The sequence below is a fragment of the Nocardia sp. NPDC003999 genome, from assembly GCF_053604885.1.
In genome coordinates this window covers 63,515-89,414 of record NZ_JBSGIB010000023.1, presented here as the reverse complement: position 1 = coordinate 89,414, position 25,900 = coordinate 63,515, and the positions used below count along the sequence as shown (strand labels likewise).

General features: G+C 69.7%; 29 protein-coding genes. 11 read left to right on the top strand and 18 right to left on the bottom strand.

The annotated features are described in order from the left end of the window. Window positions 1-35: 35 nt before the first annotated feature. Genes ACWESM_RS31170 through ACWESM_RS31155 form a run of 4 tightly spaced genes read right to left on the bottom strand, consistent with a single transcriptional unit; the run spans window position 36 to window position 1,790 of the window. Window positions 36-365 carry a ScnB gene (locus ACWESM_RS31170; RefSeq protein ID WP_364431403.1) on the bottom strand — a complete coding sequence of 110 codons (330 nt, stop codon included), beginning with the start codon at window positions 363-365 and terminating at the stop codon, window positions 36-38. Beyond that, on the bottom strand, window positions 362-1,072 hold the full coding sequence (gene scnC / locus ACWESM_RS31165) for a thiocyanate hydrolase subunit gamma (RefSeq protein ID WP_355079885.1): 711 nt from the start codon (window positions 1,070-1,072) through the stop codon (window positions 362-364). Before scnC ends, ACWESM_RS31170 begins: the two co-directional genes overlap by 4 nt. Further along, window positions 1,069-1,368: an SH3-like domain-containing protein gene (locus ACWESM_RS31160; RefSeq protein WP_356960827.1), complete on the bottom strand. Its 300-nt coding sequence runs from the start codon at window positions 1,366-1,368 to the stop codon at window positions 1,069-1,071. Before ACWESM_RS31160 ends, scnC begins: the two co-directional genes overlap by 4 nt. Then, window positions 1,365-1,790 (bottom strand): hypothetical protein, encoded by a 426-nt coding sequence (locus tag ACWESM_RS31155; RefSeq protein ID WP_452494820.1) that lies wholly within the window; start codon window positions 1,788-1,790, stop codon window positions 1,365-1,367. The genes ACWESM_RS31160 and ACWESM_RS31155 overlap by 4 nt, the downstream gene beginning before the upstream one ends. Before the next feature lie 635 nt (window positions 1,791-2,425). Between ACWESM_RS31155 and ACWESM_RS31150 the strand changes: the two genes are divergently transcribed. After that, complete coding sequence (locus tag ACWESM_RS31150; protein ID WP_355079880.1) at window positions 2,426-3,232, top strand: VOC family protein; 807 nt, start codon at window positions 2,426-2,428, stop codon at window positions 3,230-3,232. A gap of 195 nt (window positions 3,233-3,427) precedes the next feature. Here ACWESM_RS31150 and ACWESM_RS31145 read toward each other — a convergent pair whose 3' ends face one another. Together ACWESM_RS31145 and ACWESM_RS31140 are read right to left on the bottom strand one after the other, a co-directional pair. Next, the gene (locus tag ACWESM_RS31145) at window positions 3,428-4,093 is read right to left on the bottom strand and encodes a response regulator (RefSeq protein WP_452494834.1); all 666 of its coding nucleotides are present in this window, start codon (window positions 4,091-4,093) and stop codon (window positions 3,428-3,430) included. Window positions 4,094-4,095: 2 nt separating this feature from the next. Continuing rightward, the gene (locus tag ACWESM_RS31140) at window positions 4,096-5,259 is read right to left on the bottom strand and encodes a sensor histidine kinase (RefSeq protein ID WP_356960830.1); all 1,164 of its coding nucleotides are present in this window, start codon (window positions 5,257-5,259) and stop codon (window positions 4,096-4,098) included. A gap of 220 nt (window positions 5,260-5,479) precedes the next feature. Here ACWESM_RS31140 and ACWESM_RS31135 point away from each other — a divergent pair, with 220 nt between their 5' ends. After that, window positions 5,480-6,403, top strand: coding sequence for a sterol desaturase family protein (locus ACWESM_RS31135; RefSeq protein ID WP_355079874.1), 924 nt, complete (start codon window positions 5,480-5,482; stop codon window positions 6,401-6,403). 91 nt (window positions 6,404-6,494) lie between these two features. On the opposite strand, the gene ACWESM_RS31130 is transcribed toward ACWESM_RS31135, so the two are convergent. Beyond that, window positions 6,495-7,301, bottom strand: coding sequence for a nuclear transport factor 2 family protein (locus ACWESM_RS31130; protein ID WP_452494818.1), 807 nt, complete (start codon window positions 7,299-7,301; stop codon window positions 6,495-6,497). Window positions 7,302-7,577: 276 nt separating this feature from the next. Here ACWESM_RS31130 and ACWESM_RS31125 point away from each other — a divergent pair, with 276 nt between their 5' ends. Beyond that, complete coding sequence (locus ACWESM_RS31125; protein ID WP_452494816.1) at window positions 7,578-8,927, top strand: TIGR01777 family oxidoreductase; 1,350 nt, start codon at window positions 7,578-7,580, stop codon at window positions 8,925-8,927. Window positions 8,928-9,290: 363 nt separating this feature from the next. Here the strand turns inward: ACWESM_RS31125 and ACWESM_RS31120 are convergent, their stop codons facing one another. Beyond that, on the bottom strand, window positions 9,291-10,136 hold the full coding sequence (locus tag ACWESM_RS31120; RefSeq protein ID WP_355079869.1) for a MerR family transcriptional regulator: 846 nt from the start codon (window positions 10,134-10,136) through the stop codon (window positions 9,291-9,293). Between the two features lie 239 nt (window positions 10,137-10,375). Here ACWESM_RS31120 and ACWESM_RS31115 point away from each other — a divergent pair, with 239 nt between their 5' ends. Together ACWESM_RS31115 and ACWESM_RS31110 are read left to right on the top strand one after the other, a co-directional pair. Next, complete coding sequence (locus ACWESM_RS31115; protein ID WP_397276777.1) at window positions 10,376-10,999, top strand: lipocalin family protein; 624 nt, start codon at window positions 10,376-10,378, stop codon at window positions 10,997-10,999. 156 nt (window positions 11,000-11,155) lie between these two features. Beyond that, the gene (locus ACWESM_RS31110) at window positions 11,156-12,481 is read left to right on the top strand and encodes a cryptochrome/photolyase family protein (RefSeq protein ID WP_452494813.1); all 1,326 of its coding nucleotides are present in this window, start codon (window positions 11,156-11,158) and stop codon (window positions 12,479-12,481) included. Window positions 12,482-12,491: 10 nt separating this feature from the next. On the opposite strand, the gene ACWESM_RS31105 is transcribed toward ACWESM_RS31110, so the two are convergent. Further along, a complete protein-coding gene (locus ACWESM_RS31105; RefSeq protein WP_452494811.1) occupies window positions 12,492-13,049 on the bottom strand; it encodes a hypothetical protein in 558 nt (185 codons plus the stop codon). 375 nt (window positions 13,050-13,424) lie between these two features. Continuing rightward, window positions 13,425-14,402, bottom strand: a complete 978-nt coding sequence (gene galE / locus ACWESM_RS31100) for a UDP-glucose 4-epimerase GalE (RefSeq protein ID WP_452494809.1) — start codon at window positions 14,400-14,402, stop codon at window positions 13,425-13,427. A gap of 279 nt (window positions 14,403-14,681) precedes the next feature. Between galE and ACWESM_RS31095 the strand changes: the two genes are divergently transcribed. The 3 genes from ACWESM_RS31095 to ACWESM_RS31085 all read left to right on the top strand — a co-directional run bounded on the left by ACWESM_RS31095 (window position 14,682) and on the right by ACWESM_RS31085 (window position 16,183). After that, window positions 14,682-14,885, top strand: coding sequence for a hypothetical protein (locus ACWESM_RS31095; RefSeq protein ID WP_379253377.1), 204 nt, complete (start codon window positions 14,682-14,684; stop codon window positions 14,883-14,885). A gap of 79 nt (window positions 14,886-14,964) precedes the next feature. Continuing rightward, a complete protein-coding gene (locus ACWESM_RS31090; protein WP_452494807.1) occupies window positions 14,965-15,360 on the top strand; it encodes a hypothetical protein in 396 nt (131 codons plus the stop codon). 22 nt (window positions 15,361-15,382) lie between these two features. Then, the gene (locus ACWESM_RS31085) at window positions 15,383-16,183 is read left to right on the top strand and encodes a PIG-L deacetylase family protein (protein ID WP_364431437.1); all 801 of its coding nucleotides are present in this window, start codon (window positions 15,383-15,385) and stop codon (window positions 16,181-16,183) included. 293 nt (window positions 16,184-16,476) lie between these two features. On the opposite strand, the gene ACWESM_RS31080 is transcribed toward ACWESM_RS31085, so the two are convergent. From ACWESM_RS31080 to ACWESM_RS31060, 5 genes are all read right to left on the bottom strand, one after another. Beyond that, the gene (locus ACWESM_RS31080; protein ID WP_452494805.1) at window positions 16,477-18,018 is read right to left on the bottom strand and encodes a sensor histidine kinase; all 1,542 of its coding nucleotides are present in this window, start codon (window positions 18,016-18,018) and stop codon (window positions 16,477-16,479) included. Then, a complete protein-coding gene (locus ACWESM_RS31075; RefSeq protein WP_452494803.1) occupies window positions 18,015-18,731 on the bottom strand; it encodes a response regulator transcription factor in 717 nt (238 codons plus the stop codon). Before ACWESM_RS31075 ends, ACWESM_RS31080 begins: the two co-directional genes overlap by 4 nt. Before the next feature lie 142 nt (window positions 18,732-18,873). Next, complete coding sequence (locus tag ACWESM_RS31070) at window positions 18,874-21,042, bottom strand: ArnT family glycosyltransferase (protein ID WP_452494801.1); 2,169 nt, start codon at window positions 21,040-21,042, stop codon at window positions 18,874-18,876. A gap of 123 nt (window positions 21,043-21,165) precedes the next feature. Then, on the bottom strand, window positions 21,166-21,774 hold the full coding sequence (locus ACWESM_RS31065; protein ID WP_356960851.1) for a malonic semialdehyde reductase: 609 nt from the start codon (window positions 21,772-21,774) through the stop codon (window positions 21,166-21,168). A gap of 26 nt (window positions 21,775-21,800) precedes the next feature. Further along, window positions 21,801-22,220 carry a nuclear transport factor 2 family protein gene (locus tag ACWESM_RS31060; protein WP_355077921.1) on the bottom strand — a complete coding sequence of 140 codons (420 nt, stop codon included), beginning with the start codon at window positions 22,218-22,220 and terminating at the stop codon, window positions 21,801-21,803. A 173-nt stretch (window positions 22,221-22,393) separates the two neighbouring features. On the opposite strand from ACWESM_RS31060, the gene ACWESM_RS31055 reads away from it, so the two are divergent. Further along, complete coding sequence (locus ACWESM_RS31055) at window positions 22,394-23,176, top strand: SDR family NAD(P)-dependent oxidoreductase (protein WP_355077920.1); 783 nt, start codon at window positions 22,394-22,396, stop codon at window positions 23,174-23,176. A 15-nt stretch (window positions 23,177-23,191) separates the two neighbouring features. Then, window positions 23,192-23,659, top strand: coding sequence for an acetyl-CoA carboxylase biotin carboxyl carrier protein (locus ACWESM_RS31050; protein ID WP_355077919.1), 468 nt, complete (start codon window positions 23,192-23,194; stop codon window positions 23,657-23,659). Here ACWESM_RS31050 and ACWESM_RS31045 read toward each other — a convergent pair. Together ACWESM_RS31045 and ACWESM_RS31040 are read right to left on the bottom strand one after the other, a co-directional pair. After that, window positions 23,620-24,054 (bottom strand): lipocalin-like domain-containing protein, encoded by a 435-nt coding sequence (locus ACWESM_RS31045; protein ID WP_355077918.1) that lies wholly within the window; start codon window positions 24,052-24,054, stop codon window positions 23,620-23,622. The two genes, ACWESM_RS31050 and ACWESM_RS31045, sit on opposite strands and share 40 nt — an antisense overlap. 29 nt (window positions 24,055-24,083) lie before the next feature. Then, a complete protein-coding gene (locus ACWESM_RS31040) occupies window positions 24,084-24,578 on the bottom strand; it encodes a luciferase domain-containing protein (RefSeq protein ID WP_452494799.1) in 495 nt (164 codons plus the stop codon). Window positions 24,579-24,680: 102 nt separating this feature from the next. On the opposite strand from ACWESM_RS31040, the gene ACWESM_RS31035 reads away from it, so the two are divergent. Then, window positions 24,681-25,046, top strand: a complete 366-nt coding sequence (locus tag ACWESM_RS31035) for a winged helix-turn-helix transcriptional regulator (protein ID WP_355077916.1) — start codon at window positions 24,681-24,683, stop codon at window positions 25,044-25,046. 91 nt (window positions 25,047-25,137) lie between these two features. On the opposite strand, the gene ACWESM_RS31030 is transcribed toward ACWESM_RS31035, so the two are convergent. After that, window positions 25,138-25,899, bottom strand: coding sequence for an alpha/beta fold hydrolase (locus tag ACWESM_RS31030; RefSeq protein WP_355077915.1), 762 nt, complete (start codon window positions 25,897-25,899; stop codon window positions 25,138-25,140). Window position 25,900 lies beyond the last annotated feature (1 nt).

Sequence of the window (25,900 nt, the reverse complement as noted above, 5' to 3'; positions counted from 1 at the left end):
CGGGCCGTTCGGGTCGGGCCGCGGTGCGCGCGGGGCTACTGCCGGTGGAATCGCTCCCGGACGGCGTCCATGCGGGCGCGTAATTCGTTCGGGCTGATCACGCCGCGATCCATCAGGGTGTGCGCCGTGACGACGACCGATCGGGTGCGTACCGGGAAGTCGCGATAGATCGTCTCGCCCAGTGTGTCCTCGGCGTGGCGGCGTTCCAGGTTGTCTAACGCGCCGCGCCACGAGAGGCATTCGCACGTGGCCTGCATGCTGGACTCCCACGGGTCGGCTTTGCCGTCGAGCTCGAGCAGCGAGGTCTCCCGGTGCGACGCGGGGTCCAAGGTCTCCAGCAGGACTTCGTACGGACCGCTCGTCACGGGCGTCCCTCCTTCTCGGCGGCGGCTTCGACTCGGTTCGGTGGCTGCTGTGCGGTCCAGTCGGCCTGGGGCAGCGCCACGCCGATCATCGTGTCCCGGGTGACGATGGCCGCCAGCTGTTCCTCGGTCCAGCCCTCGGTGCCCTCGGGGCGCATCGGCATCACCATGAACCGCGACTTCTGGTTGGAGTCGTGCACGCGGATCTCGACGTCGGGCGGGAAGTGCAAGCCGAATTCGGCGAGCACTTCCCGGGGCCAGCGCACCAGGCGGCGACGGTAGTTGGGCGTGCGATACCAGTCCGGGGACATCCCGAGCACCGGTCGCGGATAGCACGAGCACAGCGTGCACACGATGACGTTGTGCACCTCGGGCGTGTTCTCCAGCACGTAGAAGTAGGTGTAGTCGCTCGGCGTCCCCGATCCGGTCGGATCGCGCCAGTCGATGCCGATCTCCTTGCACGTCTCGGTGCCGTCGGCGAGCAGGCGGGCCTTGAACTCGGGGTCGGTCCACGCCTTGGCGACCAGCTTCGATCCGCCGTGCGGACCCACCGATTCGGCCCACTCCGCGAACCTGCGGTGGTCTTCCTGGGAGAAGAGCCCCTTCTCGATGGCGAGTTCCCGCACCGCCGTCTCGAGCACCTCGAATTCGCTGATCTCCTCGCTGGTCCGGATCGGCGCGTGCGCGTCGTGATCGTGGGTCCGGCTCACTGGGCATCCTCCTCCGCGGGCTCGAGCCAGCGCTCGGAGACCTCCGTCTCCAGGGTGTCGACGTCGAAGCCGGTGTATTTGGGCCATAAATCCTTCTGGCGGAATCGCACGACGTAGAACGGCTCGACGCGACCGTCGTCCCGTCCCCATGCCTCGTCCTCCGGGATGATCCACTCCGGCCGGTACTCGACGACGACACCTATGTGCCCGCGGGTGTAGGCCTGGGTGCGGGTGTGGAACATCGACGTGGCGTCGCGGACGCGCACACGGTCGCCGATCCGGTATCTCCTGCTCATGTGCGCGCCTCCATTCGTGCGCGTACTTCGTCCAGCTTGGCCGACAGTTCGTCGGGGGTGATCAATCCCTTGGCGACCAATGTCTTCGCCGCGACGGTCGCCCAGCGCGCGTAGTAGGGGAGACCGAAGTACAGCGTCGCGCCGAGGTCGTTCTCCGCTCGCCTGCGTTCCTCGGAGTTCCATACGCCGCGCCAGCCGAGGCATTCGCAGGTGACGTACGTGCTCATCTCCCAGGCCTCTTCCTCCTTGTCCCGGTACTCGACCGGAGTGTCCGGCTGGCCGCCCACGTCGTGCAGAACGTGTCGGAGGGCGGCGAACAACGCGTTCGAGATCTCGTAGGGCGAGTCCAGCGGCTCGCGAAAGACCGGTGCGAGGTCCGCGACGCGATGCTGCAACTCGTCGAATCGGTTCGGTGCGCTCATCATGTCTCCGAAGTGACGGATCCGGGGTCCACGGCGGGGCGGTTGCGGCAGGTGTGCTCGCGCACGCCTTCCCGCGTAGGAACTGGAGGGGGAACGAGCGCCATGGAAACTCCAACGGGACGGCCCGCCCAGCAGGCGGGTGCAGTCGGACGACGGGTGTGACCTCAGTCACAATCGCATGGTTCGGATACCGAGCGTACACGTCGAGATCGATTTGCTGAAGGATGCCTGTGGCGCGGCGAAGACGGGCGCGCCCGGCTCGGAGAATTGCGCTGCCGACCCTCTTGACTAGCGGAAAATGTGGAGGAAACTAGTCATTACACCGGAGCACCGGTAGGTGAGCGCACTGTCAGCTGAGACGTCGGTAGGCAGTGAAGACACCGACCCAGGATCCGGCTAGGCCCCCGGCAAGCCAGTCGCAAAACCGGAGACTCAGCGACGACTGAGGATCACGGAAACGACGAGACTACCGGGGACTGATCTGTGTAGGGGGTCTTTCGCCTGGTCTCAGGCTCGCGAACAGGACCGGAGTGTCGGCTGAATCGGCCCACTCCAACGGAATGCTGATGGTTGACTAGCCGTGTGCCGGCTGTCTCGGCCGCACATTCGGCAACCCGTATCAGGAGGCACCCGCAATGCCCACTCATGACGGAAGCTGGCCGCAGGGAACACCGTGCTGGGTCGACTGCCAGGTCGACGACCCGGCGCGCGCCCGCGAATTCTACGGCGCACTCTTCGGCTGGGAGATCCAGGACAGCCCGCCCGAGGCGGGGGGATACCTGATGGCGATGCGCAACGGCCGCGCGGCCGCGGGCATCGGACCCAAGCCGGAAGGCATGCCGATGCCGTCGGTGTGGACCACCTACCTCGCCGCCGACAGCGCCGACGCCATCGCGGAGAAGGTGAACGCCGCGGGCGGTTCGCTGATGATGCAACCGTTCGACGTACTCGATGTCGGCCGCATGGTCGTCGGCGCCGACCCCACCGGCGCGGTCTTCGGGATCTGGGAGGCCAAGGCCCACAGCGGCGCGGGGGTATACAACGAGCACGGCGCCTACTGCTGGAACGAACTGCACACCAGCGACTACAAGAAGGCCCAGGAGTTCTACGCCGATGTGTTCGGCTGGCAGTACTCCGAAATCGGCGACGGCGAGAATTTCGTCTACTCCACCTTCAGCTTGCCGCAGGGCGGGGACGCCGTCGGCGGCATCAACGACTCGACGAAGATGCCCGGCGACAACCCGTCGTATTGGCTGGCCTGGTTCCAGGTCGGCAACACCGATGACGCGCTCGCCAAGGCGCGCGATCTCGGCGCCACCGTCATGTCCGGACCCGACGACAGTCCCTTCGGCCGCATGGGCCTCGTCCAGGGGCCGCAGGGTGAGGTCTTCGGCCTCATCGACCCGACGACGACAGTCGGGGAGCCGCCGACCGGCGCGTGAGTCGTCCGGCGGCGACAACCGAGCCGCTGCGCTCGCTTGTCGCCGCCGGAGCAATCGTGGTTTCGGCGGGGGTGTCGACGGACTCCCGGCTCGCGGCGCGGGAGCGTAGGGCCCGGTCGACACGGTTCATGAACGACGCTCGTGCCGAAGGGTGCGACGATTCGTCGAGGTCCAGGCCACGGTCGGTATACCGGGTCAGTCGGAGCGCGCCGATTCCGGCGACACCAGACCGTGCTGATGGGCGTAGACCACGGCGTGGATGCGATCGCGGACACCGAGTTTGGCCAGGATGCGGGAGACGTGGGTCTTCACCGTCTCCTCGCCGACGCCGAGCTGAGCGGCTATCTCGGCATTGCTGCGCGCGTCGGCGAGCAACAGCAGCACCTCCAGTTCGCGGGCGGTGAGCTGATCGACCTCCGGTGGGGTGCGCGGCGGTGCGAGCGTGGTCGCGAAGCGGGAGACCAGACGGCGGGTCATCGACGGATCGATCAGCGCGTCTCCGCGCGCCGCGATCCGGATGGCCGTGACCAGTTCTTCCGGCGGCAGGCTCTTCAGCAGGAACCCGCTGGCGCCCGCCTGCAGTGCGCGATACAGGTTGGCTTCGCTGTCGTAGGTGGTGAGCACCAGGACGTGCGTGCCGCCCGCGGCCACGATCGCGGCGGTGGCGGCGAGCCCGTCCAGTTTCGGCATCCGGACGTCGAGGATCGCGACATCCGGTCGTACCCGGGCGGTCTCGCTGATCGCGGCGCGGCCGTCGCTCACCTCGGCGACGCAATCCAGATCCGGCTGACTGTCGACGACGGCGCGCAGGCCGGAACGGAACACGCTGTGGTCGTCGGCGATCAGGACGCGGATGGGCAGGTTCACGATCCTCCGATCGGCACCGACACCGTGGTGTGCCAGTGCGTGGCGTCGCGGCCGTAGTCCAGGTCGCCGTCGAACAGCTCGGCGCGGCGGCGGATTCCGTTGAGGCCACGCGGTACCGAGGTGTCCGCGGTGACCGGTTCGGGGGCGAGGGGATTGGTCGCGCGCAGCACCACCCGCTTGGGCAGGTACTCCACCTCCAGTCGCGCGTGCGTACCGTCTCCGTGCCGCAGCGCGTTGGTCAGCATCTCCTGCACGATGCGGTACAGCGTGATGTTCAGCGAGTCCGGCAGTTCCACCGCCTCGCCGCGCACGCTTGTCTCGACGTCCAGCCCGGCCGCGCGGACGTGCTCGATCAGCCCGTCGATGTCGGCCAGTCCCGGCTGGCGCTGCCCCTCGTCCTCGTGGCCGTGCAGCAGGTCGAGCTGGCGGCGCAGATCGACCATCGCGGCCCGGCTGCTGGACTCCACCGCGGACAGCGACCGGGCGGCGGCCTCGCTCGCCGTGCCGCCGAGGGCCAGCCGCGCCGCGCCCGCGTGGATGCCGATCGCGCTGACGTGATGCGAGATCACGTCGTGCAGGTCGCGGGCGATGGCGGCCCGCTCATCGGTGACCGCGCGCTCCACGGCCGTCCGGTGCTCCTGCTGCCGCAATCGGGCGCGCTGCTCCAGATCGGCGATGTAGGCGCCGCGCGCCGCCGTGTAGCGGCCGACCAGCCACGGTACGCAGCCCGCGGAGACGGTCGCGGCGAGCAACAGCCGCCAGTCGTGCGCCGCGGCGCTGTCGGTGAACAGGTGCGCTCCCGCGACTCCCGCGCACAGCAGCAGCATGGTGAGCACGGAGGTCGGCCCGGCGAGCCATGCCCCCGCGCGATATCCCGCCACCAGGAACCCGACGTCGGCGAATCGCACCGGGAATCCGTGCCGGTACAGCAGCAGCGCGGCCAGGAGCCGGACGAGCACTTGCACCGCCGCGACCACGCCCGCCGTCCGGGGCGGCGCGGCCAGGGCGAGATCGGCGGCAACGATCGCCGTCACGGCGGCGACCGTCTGCCACGGCGCCACCGCGAACACGCCGCACAGACCGAGCACCACCGCGTCGATGGCGGCGGCCACCACGGCGACCACCACCGACTGGCGAGCCAGCGACCTGCTCACGTCCACCAGTTCGTCACCGCCTCCATTCGGTTCCGGTGCCGAGCCCTGAGGGTGATCCTAATGATCGGGCCCCGTCCGAAGACGCCGCACGGACGACAACTCTGCCCGGGTGCGGACGCGCCCGCGTCCCCCGTGCGGGGGACGCGAAGTCCCTCGTCGGCGCGATGTCTTCCCAGGCCCGAGGCCGTAGCGTCGGGGATCGACGGCAGACGAAGAAGGAGTACCCATGGGCCGTGTGGAGTTCGAGTTGCTGACCTACGCCATCCCAGCATTCGCGGCGCTCATGCTGGTCGAGTGGATCGCCTACCGCCGTGATCCCGACCGATCCGGCAACGGCGGATCGGCCAGCGACACCGCATCCAACGTGACGACGTTCACGCTGGGCAGGCTGGTCAAGCCGCTGATGCAGCATCTGGTGCCGTTCTCGGCGGTCGTCGTCGCCGCGGCGATCACGCCGCTGCACCTGTCGCCGCGATCGTGGTGGGTCTGGGTGCTCGGCTTGATCGTGACGGATCTCTGCTACTACTGGGCGCACCGCGCCGATCACCGGGTCCGGCTGATGTGGACCGCGCACAACGTGCACCACTCCAGCGAGCACTTCAACCTCTCCACCGCGCTGCGCCTCTCCTGGCTGCATCCGATCCCCAACATCCTGCGTGGACTGGCGTGGGTGCCCGCGGCGCTGCTGGGCTTCCCGGCCTGGATGATCTTCCTGTTGCAGGGCATCGGGCTGCTCTACCAGTTCCCGATCCACACCCAGCGGGTCCAGACGCTGCCGCGCCCGATCGAATTCCTGTTCAACACCCCGTCGCACCACCGCGTGCATCACGGGTCGAACAAGCCCTACATCGACAAGAATTACGGCGGCATCCTGATCATCTGGGATCGCATGTTCGGCAGCTTCGCCGCCGAGTCCGAACCGGTCCGCTACGGCCTCACCAAGAACATCGGCACCGACAATCCGCTGAAGGTCAACTACCACGAACTGGCGGCGCTGATCCGCGACGTGCGCGGCGCGAGCACCTGGCGCGGGCGGCTCGGGTACGTCTTCGGCCCGCCCGGCTGGACCGAGCACCCCGCACCGCCTGCCTCGATCGAGCCGCCGGTCCGCGCCGAGGAGCACGTCCCAGCCGTGCGACTCGCGTCCTGATCGACTGGTGACGGGTAGCCGGGCGGCACCGGCCGTCCGGCTACCGGCGGCATCGGTGCCGTTCGAAACCGGCGGATGACGTGAGCCCGGATCAGACGGAATCGAGATAGAACCGCAGACTCGTGATGCCGTCGCCATCGGTCGCGAACTCCACGACCGCGACTCCCGGTATCGCGCCGAGCCGCACACTCGCCGTGACGGTGCGTCCGGCGGCGATCACCTTGCTCCAGCGCATGTTGCGCGCTCGATTCGTGAACTCCTCCACCGACACCGGTGTGCCCGCGGGCAGTTCGATGTCGACCCGCTGCCCGAGCAGCTCGCGCACGGCGCTGAGGTCGGTGCTCGCCGCGGCGGCGAAAAGCTTTGTAGTAGAACGCTTTCCGCGACGACCCACGCCGCCGAGCGCCCGCAGCATGCCCAGCGCCCCGCCGACGCCTTGGTTGACGATCAATTGCGGTCCGAGCTTCAACGCGGCGGCGAGGCCGGGCAGCCCGGTGCGCAACAGCTGCCAGATCATGCCCGCCAGCTCCCAGTGCGCGGCCAGGTAGGCGATCTTCCAGACGCCGTCCTGTTCCACCAGCCGGTAGCGCAGATGCATCGGGACCGAGACGGTGGCGCCGGTCGACATCGTGGTGACGATGGTGAGGTCGCGCAGCACCGTCGGCGGATGGACCAGGTCGCGCTCGACCCGGAACGCGATGGTGTTCGGCCCGATGAAGGTGTCGTAGAAGCGTTCGATGGCGGCGCGGCCGACGTGCGGGCGCGAGCCCACCGGGTCGTTGACCTCCGCGTCCGGGGCGAACAGGCCGACCCACGCGGACTTGTCGTGCGCGGCGACCGCGAGCGGCGACGCCTCGACGGCCGTCAGCAGCGCTGCGCTCGAGTGATCCAGCGGCATGGCAGAACCTCCGTCGACGTGAGCCGGACTCGACATATGGTAGAACAAGTTCTAGTTTTGGCGTCGTGATCCGGTGTGTCCGCGCCGGTCGCCTCCGCGCGACAAGGGAACTCGATGGACTGATCCACCGGGGCCTGTGCCGCTCGCGAATCTATCGAGCCAGATGGATTGCATCGGACCAATTTGTCGCGGGTAGTTTCCTGCGGTTTTTCGGGATGTTTGGCTAAAACGATGCGGAAACGCTGCGTCTGGGCGATTTCGGGTTACAGTCGGGTCATGGGTATCGAGTACGCGAGCGTCATCGATCTACCCCGGTCCGAGGTTTTCGCCTGGCACGCGCGCCCCGGCGCCATGACCCGCCTGGCGCCGCCCTGGCAGCCGGTGTCGCCCCGCGCCGAATCGGACTCGCTCCGCGACGGGCGGGCGGTGCTCGGACTGCCCGGCGGACTGCGCTGGGTGGCCCGGCACGATCCTCGTGAGTACGACCCGCCGCGCCGATTCGTCGACGCGGTGACCGTCGACGGAATCGGGTCGCTGCCCGCCGGGCTGCTGCCGTGGCGGCACACCCACGATTTCGAGGTCGTCGACGAGACGCGCACCCGGGTGGTGGACAGGGTGGACGCGCCAGTGCCCGCTGCGGTGCTGCGCCCCATGTTCGCCTACCGTCACCGGCAGCTCGCCGACGATCTCGCGGCCCACGCGCGGGCGGCGGGGGCGGGGCTCGTGTCGAAGACCGTCGCGGTGACCGGAGCATCCGGCACGGTCGGTTCGGCACTGGCCGCGTTCCTGTCCGCCGGCGGTCATCGCGTGGTGCGGCTGGTCCGGCATCCACCCCGCGCCGCGGACGAAAGACAGTGGGTCACCGCCGATCCCGCGCCGGATCTGCTCGACGGCGTGGACGCGGTGGTGCATCTGGCCGGTGCTTCCATCGCGGGCCGGTTCACCGAGGGACACAAGCGAGCCATCGCCGACAGCCGGATCGGACCGACCCGCGCACTCGCCGAAGTGGCGGCCCGGGCGGCGGTGCCGGTGTTCGTGAGCGCTTCCGCGATCGGCTACTACGGCGCCGACCGGGGCGACGAGGCGCTGACCGAGCAGTCGGCGCGCGGTGCGGGCTTTCTCGCCGACGTGGTCGAAGGATGGGAGGCCGCGACGGCGCCCGCCGCGGAGGCGGGGGTGCGGGTGGTGCGCGTGCGCACCGGAATCGTGCAGTCCCCGCGCGGCGGCACGCTGCGGCTGTTGCGCCCGTTGTTCACGGCCGGGCTCGGCGGGCGCATCGGTGACGGTCGACAGTGGCTGTCGTGGATCGGGATCGATGACCTGATCGACGTCTACCATCGGGCGCTCTGGGACACCGGCTTGTCTGGCGCGGTCAATGCGGTTGCACCGCAGCCTGTTCGGAACGCGGAGTACACCAAGGTCCTCGCGGGTGTGTTGCATCGGCCCGCACTGTTTCCGGTACCCGGGTTCGGTCCGGCGCTGCTACTCGGGCGCGAAGGCAACCGGGAAGTGGCTTCGGCCAGCCAGCGTGTCGTGCCCGCGCGACTGACCGAAGCCGGTCACCCGTTCCGTACCCCGGCCCTGGAACCGGCGCTGCGGCACTTGCTCGGCAGGTCCGCGGACTGACCTCGGCGACACCGAGGGGACGCCTGAGGCGGTTCTGGGTCCGGCGGGAAGTCGTTCATGGGCGAGTCGCGTCCGGTCGGTGGCCGCGGTCGACGCGAGACGTTGCGTAGGCGAGGGCCGAATCGTGTTACGGCGCATCGCTGCCGACGGTTGGCGAGAGCTGGGATGGCGGTGGCGTGCGCTCGATCATCGCCCGTCTTCCTACTGTGGCGCTGCGACAGCGGTACGCCTCTCGGTAGTGCATCAATTTTGCATCGAATAGTGGGAGAAGGATCGGTGCCGTCAGTCGTCGATCGGGTCCCACATGATCTGCGCCGGAGAACGATCCGCGGCGAGTGTTCCGTTCCGGCGTATCTCGACGCCTCAGGCGAGCAGGTCGGCGGCGTCGAGCAGACTGTCGACACGTTCCACGCCGTCGGGGAGGAAGACCGCCTCCCAGCCGGGGCCGCCGACCAGGACTCGGGCCCCCGCGCCGAGGCACGCGCGTACCGCGGAGGTCAGCGCGGTGGACTCCTGCTGCGACCACAGCAGCACGGCGGCGGGGTTTTCGAACCGGGCCAAGGTGTCGGCGAGCGCGGCGGCGGGCACGTCGGCGCCGAGCATCCGCGCCCCCACGCCGCGTTCGGCGAGGGCCGCGCGCAGCACCTCCAGCGGAAGCGAATGCGTTTCCCCGCTGGTGCAGGCGAGTACCACCGGCGTCGTGCCGACGGGCGCGGACGGCGGGTTCGTCCGGTGCAGCACCGAGATCACGCACCAGGACAGCAAGTGCTCCACATCGATGCAGCCCTCACCGCTGAGCTGACGGTCGACGATGTCGGCGAAAGCCGGTCGGCACAGCAGATCCCAGGTGTCCACCACGCCGAACGCGCGGACATGCGCTTCGATTCGATCGGAGACCGCGGTGGTGTCCAACGCGAAGGCCGCCTCCAGCAACGATTCGCGGCGCCCGAGGGTGGGCGCTGGCCCGCGCACCGCGGCGGCCGCGCCCGCCGGGCTCGCGCCCCCGCGGATCAGGGTCAGCATCCGCTCGAGCATGGCGATGTCGGCCTCGGTGTACAGGCGGTGCTTGCCAGGGCGGTGCTGCGGCGGGCCGATGTCGTAGCGGCGGTTCCAGCTGCGCAGCGTCGCGGTCGGGATACCGAGGCGTTCGGCGACCGCGCGCACCGTGTATCCGGCCGCGTCGGACACGGGGACGGGACCGGCGGGCATCGCACTATTCTGCCCGCCGCCGACGGGATTCGTTCCACCCGGCCGGTCGACGGGTCCGCGCGGCGGCGCCACGTCATCCTCGATCTCGGGCCGGGCGGTCGCGCGTGAGCCGACGGGCTGTCGCCGTGAGCCGGGGCGCTGTCCGCGGTGTCATCGGTCCTCCGGGAAGAGCTGTTTGCATCAATTATGCATCGTTCTATGCTAGTGTGGACCGCGTCGCCGATTTCCGAGGAGTTAGCGTGCACCGTCGCAATCTGCTGCGTACGTCCACCCGCCTGCTCGTCGCGGCGGTGTCGGCCCTGTCCGTCACGGCGCTGGCGGCGGGCGGCGCCTCGGGGCAGCCCGGCCAGGTCGCCGGGCCCGCGCCGGTGCCGCGCCTCGAACTGGAGCGATATCTGGGCACGTGGCGTCAACTCGCCGCCATCCCGCAGTACTTCAACCTCGCCTGCGCGCGGGACACGCAAGCGAACTACGCGCTCGATCCGCAGGGCAATATCGCGGTGCGCAACACCTGCACCACGTGGGCGAACACGCAGAACGAGATCAACGGCACCGCGGTGGTGAACGATCGGGAGACCGGGGCGCAACTGCACGTCAGCTTCCCCAGCGTGCCGACCCAAGACGCCTTGGACGGGCCGACCAACTACATCGTCACCGCGCTCGGCCCGGATTATTCGTGGGCGGTGGTCACCGACCCGAGCCGGGCGTCCGGATTCGTCCTGGCTCGCGCGGTGTCGCTGGAGGCCGATGCGTGGCAGCAGGTCCGCGCGGCGATCACCGCCGCGGGCCAGAACACCTGCCTGTATCTGACCTCACCGACGACAGGCGGTGAGTCGCGCATCGTCCCGCTCTGCGCGGGGTGATCCGGCGTGTTCGGCGCTCGCGAGGGTCGCGTCGCGCGGTATGGCTGAGCCGCCCGATGCCGTCCCGGCGCGGCCCTCATGGGCGCCGAGCACGACCGCACCGTCCGAAGGAGGCTCGAGAATGACCATTCGTGCCGCATGTCGGGAGCGTGCGCGGTGACCGTCACGATCGCTTTGTTCACCCGCGACCTGCGGGTGCGAGACAATCTGGTGCTGACCGCCGCGCACCGGGAGGGCGCCGAGGTGGTGCCGCTGTTCGTGCTCGACGACGCCATCCTCTCCGGCCGCTTCGCCGCGCCCAACCGAGCCAGGTTCCTCGCCGCCGCCCTCGCCGAGTTGGACGACGAACTGCGCGCCATCGGCGGCGGCCTGGTCGTGCGCCGCGGTGACGTGGCCGCGGAGGTCGATCGCGTGGCGGCGCAGGTGCGCGCCGCGAGCGTGCACGTCGCCGCCGACGTCAGCGGCTACAGCCGCCGGCGGGAACGCGCGCTGCGCGAGCTTCTCTCCCGCCGCGACTGCCTGCTGCACACACATCCCGCCACCGTCACCGCCGCCGATCCGGAGACGCTGCTGCCCGCCACCGGTCGCGACCACTTCGCGGTCTTCAGCCCGTATTTCCGGCGCTGGTCCGACGCGCCACAGCGCAAGCCGCTGAACAAGCCGCGCAACCTCACGGTGCCGCGAGTGTTCGGCCTGCCGCTGCCGGATGCGGCCGAGCTGTGCGCGGGCCCGACGTCGCCCCAGCTCACGGTGGGCGGTGAGACGACGGGCCGGAAGATCCTGCGCGACTGGTTGTCCGGGCCGGTGGAACACTACGCGCGCGACAACGACGACCTCGCCGCCGACGCCACCTCACGGCTGTCGCCCTACCTCCATTTCGGCTGCTTGTCGCCGGTGGAACTGGCGCACCGGGTCGACATGTCGACCGAGGGCGGCCACGCGTTCGCCAGGCAGCTGGCTTGGCGCGACTTCTACCACCAGTTGCTGGCCGCCCGCCCGTCCGCGGCCTGGTCGGACTACCGTCCCCGCTCGGTCCGCTGGCGCGACGACCAGCAGGCGATCGACGCCTGGCGGGACGGGCGCACGGGGCACCCGGTCGTGGACGCGGGCATGCGGCAGCTTCGCGCGGAAGGCTGGATGCACAACCGGGCACGCCTGATCACTGCCAGCTTCCTGACCAAGTCGCTGCTGGTCGACTGGCGGGTCGGAGCGGAGCACTTCCTGCGCTGGCTGGTGGACGGCGATCTGGCGAACAACCAGCTCAATTGGCAATGGGTCGCGGGTACGGGGACCGACACCAGGCCCAACCGGGTGCTCAATCCGCTGCGCCAGGCGCAGCGCTACGACCCGGACGGCGCGTACGTCCGGCGCTGGATTCCGGAGCTGGCGCATCTACCCGGTGCGCGCATTCACCGACCGTGGCGGGAAAACGTCGATCCGGCGGACTATCCGGCGCCGATCATCGACGTCGTCGGGATGTAGCGGGGCCGAGTCACCCGGACAGCTCGTTCGGCGGCTGCACGAGCACGGCGTCGGCGACCGACTCGAAGGCTCTGATCACGTTCTCCAGTTCGTCGCCGACATCCCGCATCCCGGCGATCGCCGCCAGATCGTCGATGTCGAAGTACCACCGTGCGAACAAGCGGCGGAACGCGTCGTCGGCGTCACCCGCGAGCCGCAGGATCTCGGCGCGATAGCGCGCCGCCCCGACCGGATCCCACGGTGCCGCGAACGATCGGGCCGTGTTCCGGCCGCATTCCTCGATGATGCCGATGATCTCGGCGAGTTCGTCCGCGAGCGCCGTCACGCGGTGCCGGTGGGCGAGCTCGGCTGTCGCCGCGAGGTGGACCACGACATCGCGCAAAGCGCGGGTGAGATCGCAGTTCGGCTCGCACGCGATGTCCTCGGCGAGTGCCGAGAGCCGAGCGTGTACCGCGTCGGGAACGACGGGGAGCATGTCGAGCATCGCCGCGGCCCGCCCGACCGTATCCGCCGCCCGCCGAGAACAGTCGTGCGAGTGTCTCCTGGCCAACGGTTGCGACGATGTCACAGGTGCTCCTGACGGTCGATCGAAAGGTTTGGCGCGCGGCGACGTTCCGCCCCGCGGTCGCGACCGGTGCCGCGACACAGATGATTCGAAGAGCGAGGACACGCGGATCAAGCCGCCTCGACCACCTGGGTTCCCGCGCGAGCTTGGCGAATCCCGTTCGCGCGCGTTTGAATTGATGTGTCGAGGATTTGCCATGTCCGAGGAAAGGGGCCTGTCATGGGCACCGTCGAAATCGCGATCACCATCGGCCGCATCGTGGACACCTTGCAGAAGGCGCTGATCCTGCTCATCCTCTGAGCGACTCGTGTTTCCCGGGCCCGCCGACGAAGGTTGCCCGGGAATCACGGAGATTCGCTGGATCGTTCTCCCGGTCGATCAGTCGCCGTGCACCGACCGGTGGAACTCCCATGCGTCGGAGACGATGTCGGCGAGGTCGGGGCGCTGTGGCTTCCAGCCGAGCCGGGTCCCCGCTTTGCCGCTCGCGGCCACGCAGACGGCCGGGTCACCCGGCCTGCGCGGGCCGTAGTGGACCGGGAAGTCGCGTCCGGTGACTTCGCGCACCGTGTCGAGCACCTGCCGGTTGGAGTACCCGCTGCCGTTGCCGAGGTTGTACACCTCGTATTCGCCGGGACGGATGGCCTCCAGCGCCAGCAGGTGCGCGGCGGCCAGATCGGCCACATGCACATAGTCGCGGATGCAGGTGCCGTCCGGCGTCGGGTAGTCGGCGCCGTAGAGGGTGAACGAATCACGTTGTCCCGCAGCGGCTTGCAGCAGGATCGGGATCAGGTGCGACTCCGGCTCGTGCCGCTCGCCCAGGTGCGTGTCACCGGAGACGACGGCGCCGGAGGCGTTGAAGTAGCGCAGCGACGCCGCGCCGAGTTCGCTCGCGCCGCACTCGCCCGCGATCATCAGGTCCACCGTCGCCTTGGTCGCCGCGTACGGGTTGGCCGGACGCACCTCGGCGCTTTCGTCGAAGGGTGTGCTGCCGTCGCCGGTGTACATCGACCCGGTGCTGGAGAAGATCAGGCGCGGGGTGCCCGCGGCGCGAACGGCGCGCAACAGGGCGAGCGAGCCTTCGATGTTGTTCCACCAGTACTTCTCCGGATTCGCGACCGATTCGGCGACCTCGATCTTGGCGGCGAAGTGCAGCACGCCGTCGAAGCCCGCCGCCGGGGTGAGCACATCGGCGACGCGGTGGACCGACAGCTCGTGGAACGTCGCGCGCGGGGGAAGGTTCGCCGGGAAGCCGGTGGACAGGTCGTCGAGAATCACCACTTCATGGCCCGCGTCGACGAGTTGATGCGCGACGACGCCGCCGATGTAGCCGGCGCCGCCGGTGACGAGAAGCTTCACGGATGTCCTCTCCTGGGGGTGGCTGGCGGAAGATCTCAGAGTAGGCCGTGACGAGGGCGCCGGCGGCCGGGTCCGGGTTCCGAACCATCATCGCGCCCGAGCCCGGCCGGGGAACGCTGTCGAAGCTGTGAATTCGCTGGCGATATCGATCCGGCTGCCAGCTATTTCCCAGCGCAGTATCGGGCTCCCTCGAGATCCCGGGCCGAGGATCGTTCTCGCGGTCGAAGTCCGGCCGATGGCCCCACGGGCCGATACCAAGGGAGAACGAGTATGAAGGCGTTGAAGTCCAAGGTGGCGAAGGCCGCGGCCGTCGGAGGCATCGCTCTGGCGGCGGTCGGCGTCGGCGCGGGCGTCGCGAGCGCGGATCCTGGCCACGACGATCGTGACCACGGCCGCGGCCCGGTTCCCGAGCAGCACCACCAGGACCCGCAGCCGAGCCCGCACGGATTCTGGTTCTTCAACCAGTGGGTCCCGCTGCCCTGAGTCCTTCGACACGCTGCCGATCAGGTCGATTACCTCGCTGGTAATCGACCTGATCGGCATTGTGGGCGAGGCTCGGAGCATGGTGACGAACAGCAGGCGGCGAAACCGCTCCGCACTGGCCGGTGCGCTGCGCGGCTTGGCGCTCGGGCGGGTCGCGCTGGGCTCGGCCGCGCTCGTGGCCCCGCGGACGCTGACCACGGCGCTCGGCGTGCGGCCCACGCCCGAACTCGACTACATGACCCGGATCTTCGGCGCGCGGGCGATCGCGCTCGGCCTCGGGTATCTCACCGCGCCCGCCGAGGAGCTGCCGCGCTGGCAGCGCCTGGCGTTGCTGGTGGACATCCTCGACACGACACACGGCGGGGTGCGCGTCCTGAGCGGCGACGTCCCCCGGCCGACCGCGGTCGCGCTGGTCGCCCTGACCGGCGGGTACATGCTCGTCGGCGCGACCAGGCTGGCCAGGGATCTGCTGTGAATGTCTTTGGCACACTGGTGCGATGGCGACCGTTGTGGCATTCCACGCGCACCCCGACGACGAGACGCTGCTGACCGGCGGGACGCTGGCCGGACTGTCCGCCGCCGGGCACCGGACCGTCATCGTGGTGGCCACCGACGGCCATATGGCCGATCTCGACGGCCGGAAGGCGCTGCGGCTCGGTGAGTTGGAGGCGAGCGCCGCCGCCCTCGGCGTGCACCGCGTAGCGCACCTCGGCTACGCCGACAGCGGGCACGGCCCGGTGCTGTACGCCGACCCGCCGGACCGGATGCGATTCGCCCGCGCGGACCCCGAGGACGCGGCGCGTCGGCTGGCCGCGATCCTGCGCGAGGAGAACGCGGAGATCCTGCTCAGCTACGACCGCAACGGAGGGTACGGCCACCGCGACCACATCCGCGTGCACGAAGTGGGCAAACGCGCGGCCGAATTCGCCGAAGTGGCGCGCGTTCTGGATGCCACCCTGCCCCGCGATGGTTACGCACGCTTCGTGCGTTCGCTGACGCGGCTGGGACTACTTTTCCACTACGACTTATCGGTGCTCGACTCGTTCTACAGTCCGCGTTCGGCGATCACCCACCGGATCGACGTCTCCGCCCAAGCCGCCCGCCGCAAGAGGGCTCTGGCCGCCCACCGGTCGATCATCGAGGGCTCCAGCCGCTTCGCGGCCATCGCGAAGGTGCTACTTCGCATGCCGACGCCGGTGCTCGCCAGGGTGATGCGCTGGGAGTGGTTCGCCGAAGAAGGCGCTACCTCGACCTCGGGAACTCCGCTCGACGACATCTTCCGGCCCGCGTCCCGCTGAGCGGTGTGCCCTCGGGTGCGCGACCCACCGCGTTACTTGCGCGATTGCGCCGACGAGATTTCTCGACGCGAGCAGCATTCATTTCGGCGCGGGTCGTGAGGCGCGGGCTGTGCCGACTCGATCCGGACGAGCGTCGCCGGGACCGCGCCGAACCCGGGCGCTCCCAGCCGGGGCGTCGATGCCGATAGAGCACGGCCGCTGGTTGCTCGCGCGTCAACGGGAAGCCGACCGGTATTCGACGGTTGCGTCAGGTGAGCGGTGAGGTTCGGCGCGGAAGCCTCTCTCGCGGCGGCCTACTGCGGTGGCATGCGCTCACCTGCGGAGCGCGTATCGGCGGGTTCCCGAGGCAACACCACGGTGAAGGTCGCACCGCGTCCCGGTTCGCTGTCGACCGACACCCGTCCGCCATGGGCCGTCACCAGGGCTTGGACGATGGACAGGCCGAGGCCGGCGCCGCCGCTGGTGCGGGTGCGTGAGGCGTCCGCGCGGTAGAAGCGTTCGAACACCCGGGCGGCGGCCTCGGGAGACAGGCCGGGGCCCGCGTCGATCACGTCGACCCGGACACGGTCGGGGGCGGCCGTGAGCCGCACCGTGATCGGCGTTTCCCGCGGGGTGTGGGTCAGCGCGTTGCCGAGCAGGTTGCCCAGTACCTGGCGCAGGCGGGCCTCGTCGCCGATGACGTCCATGGTTCCCTCGCCGTCGCCGAGTGCCAGTGTGATCGGGCGATCCGGCGCCTCGGGCGAGGGTTTCTGGCGGGCGGCGATGGCCCTGGCGTTGTGCACGGCGTCGCCGGCGAGGGCGAGCAGGTCGACGGGTTTGCGCTCCAGCGGGCGTTTCTCATCCAGTCGCGCCAGCAACAGCAGATCTTCGACCAGCAGACCCATCCGCTCGGCCTCGGCCTCGATCCGGCCGACCACCATCCCCGCGTCGCTGCTGGCGCCCTGACGGTACAGCTCGGCGAAACCGCGGATCGTGGTCAGCGGCGTGCGCAGTTCGTGGCTGGCGTCCGCGACGAAGCGGCGCATCCGCGTCTCCGAGCGGCGGGCCGCTTCCTCCGAGGCCTCGATGGCGGCCACGCCGTGCTGGATCTGCGCGAGCATCTCGTTCAACGACCGCGCCAGATGGTCGACCTCGGTGTCGACGCCGCGCACCGGGACCCGCCGGTGCAGGTCGCCGCCTGCGATCGCCGCCGCGGTCTGCTCCACCTCGCGCAAGGGCCGCAGGCTTCGCCGGATGACCAGGTAGCCGACGGCGCCGAGGGCCAGCAGTGCCGCCGCCCCCGTGCCGATCTCGAAGAAGATCAGCCGTGAGACCGTCTCCTGGTTGTCGGTGAGCGGCAGGCCGATGGTGGTCGAGCCGTACTGGTTGGTGGTGGTCAGTACACGCCAGCGCACCGAGGAACCGTCCGCGGAACCCACCGTCTGCGGCGTGTGGGCTTTCGCGCCGCTGAGATCCGGGCTGCCCGCGGCGCTGTTGGCGCCCGGCAGGTCCTGATACACCTGCCCGTCGGCGCCGGTACGCAGTTCGAAGAACCGGCGCGGCTGCTCGCCCGCCGACCTCGGCTGCACCGGCAGGGCCGGGAGGTCGGCCGGAATCCATTGCACGCGACCGTCGCCGGTGGTCACTTGGCGCATCGGACGCGGCTCCGCCCACTGCCGTGCCGCGTCGTAGAGCTGCTCGTCGGTGCGCTGGGTGAGCGATCGGCTCAGCGCCGAGGTCACCGCAGCGCCCGACGCGAACAACGCCGCCGCCGTCAACAGCAGCAGCACGATCACCAGCCCTATCCGCAGCGGGACCGCCGATACCCGCCGCGCGAGTTTCGCCTGTACGCTCACGTCCGGCTCACCTGCGGTTCGCGCAGCACGTATCCCACGCCACGCAGCGTTTGCAGCAGCTTCGGTTCGGTGGTGTCGATCTTGCGCCGCAAGTACGACACATACGACTCGACCACGCCCGCGTCGCCGCCGAAGTCGTAGCGCCAGACGTGATCGAGGATCCTCGGCTTGCTCAGCACCTTGCCCGCGTTGACCATGAAGTACCGCAGCAGGGTGAACTCGGTCGGCGACAGCGACACCGGCGCGCCCGCTTTCCACACCTCGTGGCTGTCGTCGTCGAGCACCAGGTCGCCGACCGCCATCCGGCCGGCGTTCTCCTGTAGAGACTGTATTCCGCTGCGGCGCAAGATGACTCGGAGCCTGGCGATGACCTCCTCCAGGCTGAACGGCTTGGTCACGTAGTCGTCCGCGCCCAGGGTGAGGCCGGTGAGCTTGTCGTCGACGTCGTCGCGCGCGGTCAGGAAGAGCACGGGGGCGTCGACCCCGTCGGCGCGCAGTCGCCGCAGCATCCCGAAACCGTCCATGCCCGGCATCATCACGTCGACGACGAGCGCGTCCGGCCGGAAGGTGCGCACGCGGTCCAGCGCCTCGGTTCCGCTGAGCGCGGTGGCCACCTCGAAGCCCTGGAACCGCAGGCTCACGGCGAGCAGTTCGATGATCATCGGTTCGTCGTCCACGATGAGGACGCGGGCTTCGGGTTCGGTGCCGGTCATGATCCCATGGTTACGCCGCAGACACGGAGCGACCTGCGAGCAAGCTGGGTATTTCCTGGGAGCCGCGCGGGCGCGGACACGCGAACGGAGTATCGCCGCGTCGCGGGACGCGGCGATACTCCGTCGGCGGGGATCGGAATCGTCAGCTGGTGGGTGCGGTCAGGTCGTAGACCGTGACGTTGCCGACCGTCTTCGCGGTGTAGTGCGCCTTCACCCACTCGGTGATCTCGTCCGCGGCCGACTTCTCGCCCCCGGAGCCGGGCCGCATGCCCTGCCCCTGCGCGATGAACCAGTGCACCTCGCCATCGGCCACGTACTGCTGGAACCGAGCCAACGTCGGCGCGTCGTCGCCGCCGCTGAAGCCGCCGATCGCGATCACCGACGTGCCGGTGCGCAATTCCAGGCTCGACGCGGTGCCGGAGCCGATGCTCGCCGCCGACCACCGGCTGTCGGTGTTCTTCAGCAGGGCGTTCAGCTCGGCGTTGTCGGCGCTGCCGCCCGGTCCACCGCCGCCGGGAGCGCCGCCCGGAGCCCCGTCACCGGTCGGCATGCCGCCGTCGGCCGCCATGACTCCGGTGGGCAGTTCGCTCCCGGGGGGAGCCGCGTCTCCGGTCGGCCGGCTTGTGCCGGGAGGAGCCGCGCGGCCGGCCGCGGACGCTCCGTCGGCGGCCTCGGCGCGGCCGTCGTCCGCTCCCGTGCCCGGACCACCGGCTCCGCCCGCACCGGGCCCGCCCATGGAACCCGCCTGCGCGGGCCCGGAGGTAGGAATGCCGCCGCTGTGCGCGTGGGTGACCGTTTCGACCGCGTAGGCCGTCGACCCGGCGAATCCGGCGAGCAACGCCGTCGCCGCGATCGCGACGGCGATCCGGCGCGACCGGTGCGCGCCCACCAGCAGCGCCACCGCGGCGATCGCCGTCGCGGCCACTACCGTCCAGCGCAGCCACGGCAGCCAGTCCGGCGTGCGGTTCAGCAACACGAAGGCCCAGGCGCCGGTGACCGCCGACAGCAGTGCCGAGGTGATCCTGGCCGCCACGTGCCCGCGCCGCCGCCACAGATGCGTCACCGCGATCGCCGCGACACCGGCGACGCCCGGCGCCAGGGCCACCGTGTAATACGGGTGGATGACGCCGCTCATGTAGCTGAAGACCAGGCCGGTGCCGAGCGACCAACCGCCCCAGAGGATCATCCCCGCCCGCAGCCGATCGGTGCGTGGCGCGCGGCCACTCAGCCAGAGCCCGGCGACCAAGCCGATCAGCGCGACCGGAAGCAGCCACGACACTTCGGTCGCCATGCTGCCGCTGAACAGCCGGGCCAGGCCGGTGTCGCCGCCGAACGCGCCGCCCATGCCCCCGCCCCCGCCGGGGCCGCCGGAGCCCCCTCCACTCGGATTGCCGCTGCCGCCGAGCAACCGGCCCATGCCGTTGTAGCCGAGCGCCAGCTCCCACAGACTGTTGTCGGTCGACCCGCCGATGTACGGGCGCGAATCCGCGGGCCACAGCTCCACCAGCAGCACGTACCAGCCGCCCGCGACCACCATGGCCGCGCACGCGGTGACCAATTTGCCGATGCGGGACCAGAATCCGCCCGCGCCCACGACCAGGAAGACCGAACCCAGGGCGGGCAGGACCAGGAACGCCTGCATCATCTTGGTCAGGAACGCGAAACCGATGGCGACACCGGCCAGCGTGAGCCAGCCGGTGCTCGCCGAACGCCAGCGCGGGTCGTGCGAGTCGATCGCCCGCACCGTGCAGTAGGCCGCCGCGATCAACAGCAGGGTCAGCAGCGCGTCCGGGTTGTCGAAGCGGAACATCAACGCGGCGACGGGAGTCGCCGCCAGCGCCGCACCCGCCAGCAGGCCCGCGCCGGGCCCGCTCCACCGCCGCACTGCGGCGTACAGCAGGGCCACCGAGCCGACGCCCATCAACGCTTGCGGCGCCAGCAGCGACCACGAGCCGAATCCGAACAGCCGCCCCGACAGCCCCATCACCCACAGCGCCGCGGGCGGCTTGTCCACCGTGATCGCGTTGCCCGCGTCGTGCGCGCCGAACAGCAGTGCCTTCCAGCTCTGCGTGCCCGCCTGCGCCGCGGCGGCGTAATACTCGTTCGCCCAACCGGATATCGTCAGATTCCACAGATACAGCACCGCGGTCGCGCCGAGCAGCGTGAACAACGCCGGGCGCGCCCATCGCGGTTGGGTCGCGGGCCCGAAGAACACGCGACCCGCCCGGGACCGGCGTGCCGGTGCGCGATGGGCGCCGACGAGTCGCTCGTCGGCCGCGACGCCCGGCGGGACGCTCGTGATCAGCGCCATGATTTCGCCTTCCTTTCGTCTGAACCTCTGCTCGAAGGCTAGGAAGGCAGCCTGCCCGCAAGCTGGGGCAAACCTGGGAGTGCGCTGTGCGGCCGAGCGGCCCTCGTCACTCGCTCGGCGCGATCACACCGTGCTGACCACCTCCTCGTACGCCAGTCGCGGCGAACGCGGGAACCACGCGTTCGGGCCGGGCTTGCCGATATTGACCACGACGAGGCCGGTGTATTCGCCGCCGGGGAAGAAGTCCTCGTCCAGGCCCGCGCCGTCGAAGCCGTTCATCGGGCCCGCCGCCAGACCGGCGGCACGGACGCCGAGGATGAAGTAGCCGATCTGGATCAGGGCGTTGAAGCGCGCGGACTCCGCGCGGTAGTCGGCGTCCGCGAAGTAGTCCTTGGCCTCCGGCGCGTGCGGGAACACCGTGGGCAGGTGCTCGTGGAAATTCAGGTCGGCGGCGAGGATCGCCGACAGCGGCGCGGCGGCCGTCTTCGGCTTGTTGTTGTCGATCATGTGGGTGACCAGCCGGGCCCTGGCCTCGGCGCTGCGCACCAGAACGATCCGCAGCGGTTGCTGATTCATCGAGGTCGGTCCGTATTTGACCAGCTCGTAGATCGCGCGGATCTGCTCGTCGGTGACCGGCTCGTCGGTGAAGGCGTTCGCCGTGCGGGCCTCCCGGAACAGCAGGTCCCCGGCGTCGGCGGCGAGCGTGAGCAAGTCCGGCTGAACGGAGTTCACAGGGTTTCTCCTCGATAGTGGTCGGATCAGTCGTGGACGACGCGCCGCGACCGGGTCAGCAAGGCGCCGTCGGCGCGGACGAGCACGTCGTGCACGACGCAGCTCGGCGCGATCTCCGGCTTGCTGTTCGGGCGGATCTTCACCACCAGGCAGTAGGCGGTGGACACGATGGTCCCGTCGTCCTGCGGCTGCAGGTTGATCATGTTGAACCAATGCCTGCGCTGCATCGGGTCGGTTTCGAAGCGCTTGTGGAACTCGACCAGGTCGGCGATGATCCCGGCCCTGGTCCGGGCCGGCGGAATGCCCGGTGTGTGCTCGAATTCCGCGTCCTCGGTGAAAGTCGCGGCGTAGCCGGGGATGTCGCGGTTGTCCAGCCGCTGCATCTGTTCGGCGTAGAACTGCTGGACCTCGGCGTACAACTCGGTGCGGCTGGCGACGGTGGTCATGGTTGCTCCTGTGGTCGCGGCGGGGCTCGGCTGCACGCCAGCGTGGTCCACGCCGCTAGAGCCTCGGTTGAGCCGACCTCCGTCGTCCGCGGTTGACCGGATCTATAGGACGCGGGTCGACCCTGGTGGTCGAGAAGCCCGGCGAGTTCGGAAGTTCGACCGATGGAGGAGTCATGGCGGAAAATCGGCGCGTCGCGCTGGTCACCGGAGCGACCAGCGGAATGGGCCTGGAGATCACCAAAAGCCTGGCGGCCCAGGGGATCGCGGTGTTCCTCTGCGCTCGCGATCAGCAGCGGGTGACCGACACGGTGAAGAGTCTGCAGGACGACGGTCACGAGGTGGACGGCACCGTCTGCGACGTCGCCGACGCCGCGCAGGTCCGCGAGTACGTCGACGCGGGTGTGCGGCGCTACGGCCCGATCGACATCCTGATCAACAACGCGGGCCGCAGCGGCGGCGGCGTCACCGCGCAGGTGACCGACGAACTGTGGTTCGACGTGATCAACACCAATCTCAACAGCGTGTTCCTGATGACGAAGGCGGTGCTGAACGCGGGCGGCATGCTGGAGCGCGGCAGCGGCCGCATCGTCAACATCGCCTCCACCGGCGGTAAACAGGGCGTGGTGCACGGCGCCCCGTATTCCGCGTCCAAGCACGGCGTGGTCGGCTTCACCAAAGCGCTCGGCCTCGAACTGGCCAAGACCGGGATCACCGTGAACGCCGTGTGCCCCGGATTCGTGGAGACGCCGATGGCCGAGCGGGTGCGGGAGGTGTATTCGGGGCTGTGGGGCGTGGACACCGACGAGGTGCACGCCCGGGTCAGCGCGCGAGTGCCGATCGGCCGCTACGTGCAGCCGTTCGAGGTGGCGGCGATGGTCGACTATCTGATCGGTCCCGGAGCGGGCGCCGTCACCGCGCAGGCGCTGAACGTCTGTGGCGGCCTGGGTAATTACTGACAAGGAGTGACGGCAATGACCGCAGTGGAGGAGAACGTCCCCACCACCGGACACGAGGACTATCTGCGGGTGCTGGAGGCGATCCAGACCGGCGCGTTGCAGTTGCTCGCGGGCTTTCCGCAGCAGCCGAGCGCACTGCGCTTCCAGGTGGGGGAGGTGACCGTAGAGGCCGAGTGGGCGGCTTTGCCCGCCCCGATCGCGGCGGCCGCGGTGGAAGCCGTCGCCGCGCCGGAGGCTCCCGCGCTGGGCGCGGTCGTCCGCGCGCCCAGCGTCGGCGTGTTCTACCGATGCCCTGAGCCGGGCGCGGACCCGTTCGTCGAGGTCGGCGAACGGGTGAGCGCCGGGCAGCAGGTCGGCATCGTCGAGGCGATGAAGTTGATGATCCCGGTGACGGCGCAGGCGGGCGTGATCACCGGGATCCTCAAGGAAGACGGCGAACCGGTTCAATTCGACGAGCCCCTGTTCTCGTATTCGCCGGAATGACGGTGTGTTTCGAGCGGGCGGCCGCGACGCCAGGTGAGCACCCGGCGTTGTGTCCGCCCGCCGACCTGTGCGGCGCCGATGAGCGTCAGCACGTCGCCGTTCAGCGACATCTGCCGCACCTGCTCGGTCCGCGCCCAAGCCGGGTTGGAGCAGACGCTGATCGCGTGCACCACCTCCGTGCCGGTGCGCCGCCAGGTGCCCGCGTACCCCATGAACGGGGTGGCTCCCTTGGCTCCGTCGGTGCGCATCATGCTCACCGACATGTAACCGTGCGCGCCGTAGATCAGCAGGCCGCGTGGTGCGTCGCCGAGCGGTCCCGTGCTGGTGACGTCCTGCTCGTCGATGTCGTAGTAGGAGACCAGTTCCCAGGTGCCGACAAGATCGGTTGCGTTCATGACACCGACGATGGCGGCCGCCGCTCTAATCACGCTGTAGCCGGTTGCCGGGCGAAGCGGTGACTGGCCCGCACCAGCTGCCAGACGACGTCCAGCTCCTCGCGATCGCGCGGCCCGTACACCATCACCAGCGTCCCGGGCAGGTATCCCCGCCGGGCCATCGGATGCGCCTCCGCCCAGCCCAACCGAACCGACTGTGCCACAGTGTCTTTCGGCAGGCAGATGTGCAGACTGCCGTCCCCGTGCCCGTGCAGGTGGGCGAATTCGGTGCCCGCGAGATACGCCTCGCCGGGTCCATAGGCGATCGTCGGCCGCAGGTGCAGGGCCCGGGTGTCGGGCAGGGAGACTCCACTGCGGCCGAGCAGAACGTCGTCGAGCGTGGTCATCCGCGACCACAGCTCCTCTTGCAACTCCGGCGGAGCGATCTGGTCGAGTTGCTGGTGCGGATTGTGCGCACGAGTGCGCGGCCGGTCACCGGAGCGCCGTGGCAGATCCAGGCGGCCGTCCACTGTTGTCGTCGTCATGACTGTGCTCCCTTCGATTTCGCGTATTCGCGACCCCTGGAAACACGTTACTTTCCAAAGTATAGTAGTAACCAAGGGGAAAGTGACTTACTGGGAGGACGTATGACAACCGCGCCGGTCGACCCTTGTCCGATCACACCCGTCATCGACCTGGTGTTCGGCCGCTGGTCCACCCAGGTGCTCTGGGTGCTCACCCACGACGGCAAGCTGCGCTTCACCGAACTGCAACAGCGCATTCCCGGCCTGACACCCAAGGTCCTCACCCAGCGCCTGCGCCAGCTCGAACGCGACGGCCTGGTCGCGCGCACCTACCACCCCGAGGTCCCGCCGCGCGTCGAATACGAGGCGACCCCACTGGCCAGAACGCTCACCCCGGTGTTCAGCAGCATCGTGACCTGGTCGTCCGAACACCTCGGCGAGGTCCTCGCGGCCCGCGCCGCCTATGACTCGGGAGAGACCCCGGGCTGATCCGCCCTACCGAAGACACGAGTGATCTGTGGTCCAGGGCGGCCGCTGCCACTGCGCCGGCCATCGCGGACGAGCGCCGAGCGCGGTGGCGCTACGGTGCGGGCGCTGGTCGAGCGGCGAGTTCGAGCAGGCATCCGGCCAACTCGCGCGGCATCGTGATCATGCAGTCGTGCCCGGTGGGGAGTACATGGAGGCGGTCGGGAGGCAGATCGGCCGGTGGCAGGGTGCGGGGCATGGCCGCGCGCATCGCCTTGAAGTCCTCGCCGCCTTCGCCGCAGTGGACGTGCGTCACCGGAATCTTCGCCAGTGCGGCGGGATTCGTCAGTGTCATCGGCTGCTGGAAGGTCTTCAGCGACTGCGGCGTCTGCATGGACGCCAGCCAGCCGAGATCGGGTTCCGCGGTGACGCCGTAGAGGCCGCCGTCGCCGGTCGGTTCGGTCTGCGGCGGCACCAGCCAGCCGTCGCCGGTGGCGGCCGCCGCGGTGGCGAAGGCATCGACCATGCCCGGCATGATGTCGGCCACCGCCTCGCCGTCGCGCGGCACGAACGTGTCGATGTAGACGAGTTCGGCGATGCGGTCCGGCACGGCGTCGGCCAGCGCGGTGACGACGATGCCGCCGTAGCTGTGACCCACCAGGACGACTTCGGTCGCGTCCTCTGCGGTGACCAGCTCGATCAGGTCCTGAACATGGGTGTCGAGCCCGACATCCGGGGTCAGCAGGTGCGCGCGGTCGCCCAGACCGACCAGCGAGGGGGCCAGCACGCGGTGACCAGCGTCTTCCAGCAGCGGAGTCACCCGCTGCCAGACCCATCCGCCGTGGAAGGCGCCGTGAATGAGCAGGTAGGTCGACACG

What these genes read in the sequence shown, in the direction of transcription:
- ACWESM_RS31125 (WP_452494816.1), top strand. Translation starts at nt 7,578, where the DNA reads ATGGGTATCGAGTACGCGAGCGTCATCGATCTACCCCGGTCCGAGGTT.
- ACWESM_RS31120 (WP_355079869.1), bottom strand. Translation starts at nt 10,136, where the DNA reads ATGCCCGCCGGTCCCGTCCCCGTGTCCGACGCGGCCGGATACACGGTG.
- ACWESM_RS31135 (WP_355079874.1), top strand. Translation starts at nt 5,480, where the DNA reads ATGGGCCGTGTGGAGTTCGAGTTGCTGACCTACGCCATCCCAGCATTC.
- ACWESM_RS31150 (WP_355079880.1), top strand. Translation starts at nt 2,426, where the DNA reads ATGCCCACTCATGACGGAAGCTGGCCGCAGGGAACACCGTGCTGGGTC.
- ACWESM_RS31055 (WP_355077920.1), top strand. Translation starts at nt 22,394, where the DNA reads ATGGCGGAAAATCGGCGCGTCGCGCTGGTCACCGGAGCGACCAGCGGA.
- ACWESM_RS31075 (WP_452494803.1), bottom strand. Translation starts at nt 18,731, where the DNA reads ATGACCGGCACCGAACCCGAAGCCCGCGTCCTCATCGTGGACGACGAA.
- ACWESM_RS31090 (WP_452494807.1), top strand. Translation starts at nt 14,965, where the DNA reads ATGGTGACGAACAGCAGGCGGCGAAACCGCTCCGCACTGGCCGGTGCG.
- ACWESM_RS31035 (WP_355077916.1), top strand. Translation starts at nt 24,681, where the DNA reads ATGACAACCGCGCCGGTCGACCCTTGTCCGATCACACCCGTCATCGAC.
- ACWESM_RS31155 (WP_452494820.1), bottom strand. Translation starts at nt 1,790, where the DNA reads ATGAGCGCACCGAACCGATTCGACGAGTTGCAGCATCGCGTCGCGGAC.
- ACWESM_RS31045 (WP_355077918.1), bottom strand. Translation starts at nt 24,054, where the DNA reads ATGAACGCAACCGATCTTGTCGGCACCTGGGAACTGGTCTCCTACTAC.
- ACWESM_RS31130 (WP_452494818.1), bottom strand. Translation starts at nt 7,301, where the DNA reads ATGCCGCTGGATCACTCGAGCGCAGCGCTGCTGACGGCCGTCGAGGCG.
- ACWESM_RS31085 (WP_364431437.1), top strand. Translation starts at nt 15,383, where the DNA reads ATGGCGACCGTTGTGGCATTCCACGCGCACCCCGACGACGAGACGCTG.
- ACWESM_RS31060 (WP_355077921.1), bottom strand. Translation starts at nt 22,220, where the DNA reads ATGACCACCGTCGCCAGCCGCACCGAGTTGTACGCCGAGGTCCAGCAG.
- ACWESM_RS31050 (WP_355077919.1), top strand. Translation starts at nt 23,192, where the DNA reads ATGACCGCAGTGGAGGAGAACGTCCCCACCACCGGACACGAGGACTAT.
- ACWESM_RS31160 (WP_356960827.1), bottom strand. Translation starts at nt 1,368, where the DNA reads ATGAGCAGGAGATACCGGATCGGCGACCGTGTGCGCGTCCGCGACGCC.
- ACWESM_RS31070 (WP_452494801.1), bottom strand. Translation starts at nt 21,042, where the DNA reads ATGGCGCTGATCACGAGCGTCCCGCCGGGCGTCGCGGCCGACGAGCGA.
- ACWESM_RS31040 (WP_452494799.1), bottom strand. Translation starts at nt 24,578, where the DNA reads ATGACGACGACAACAGTGGACGGCCGCCTGGATCTGCCACGGCGCTCC.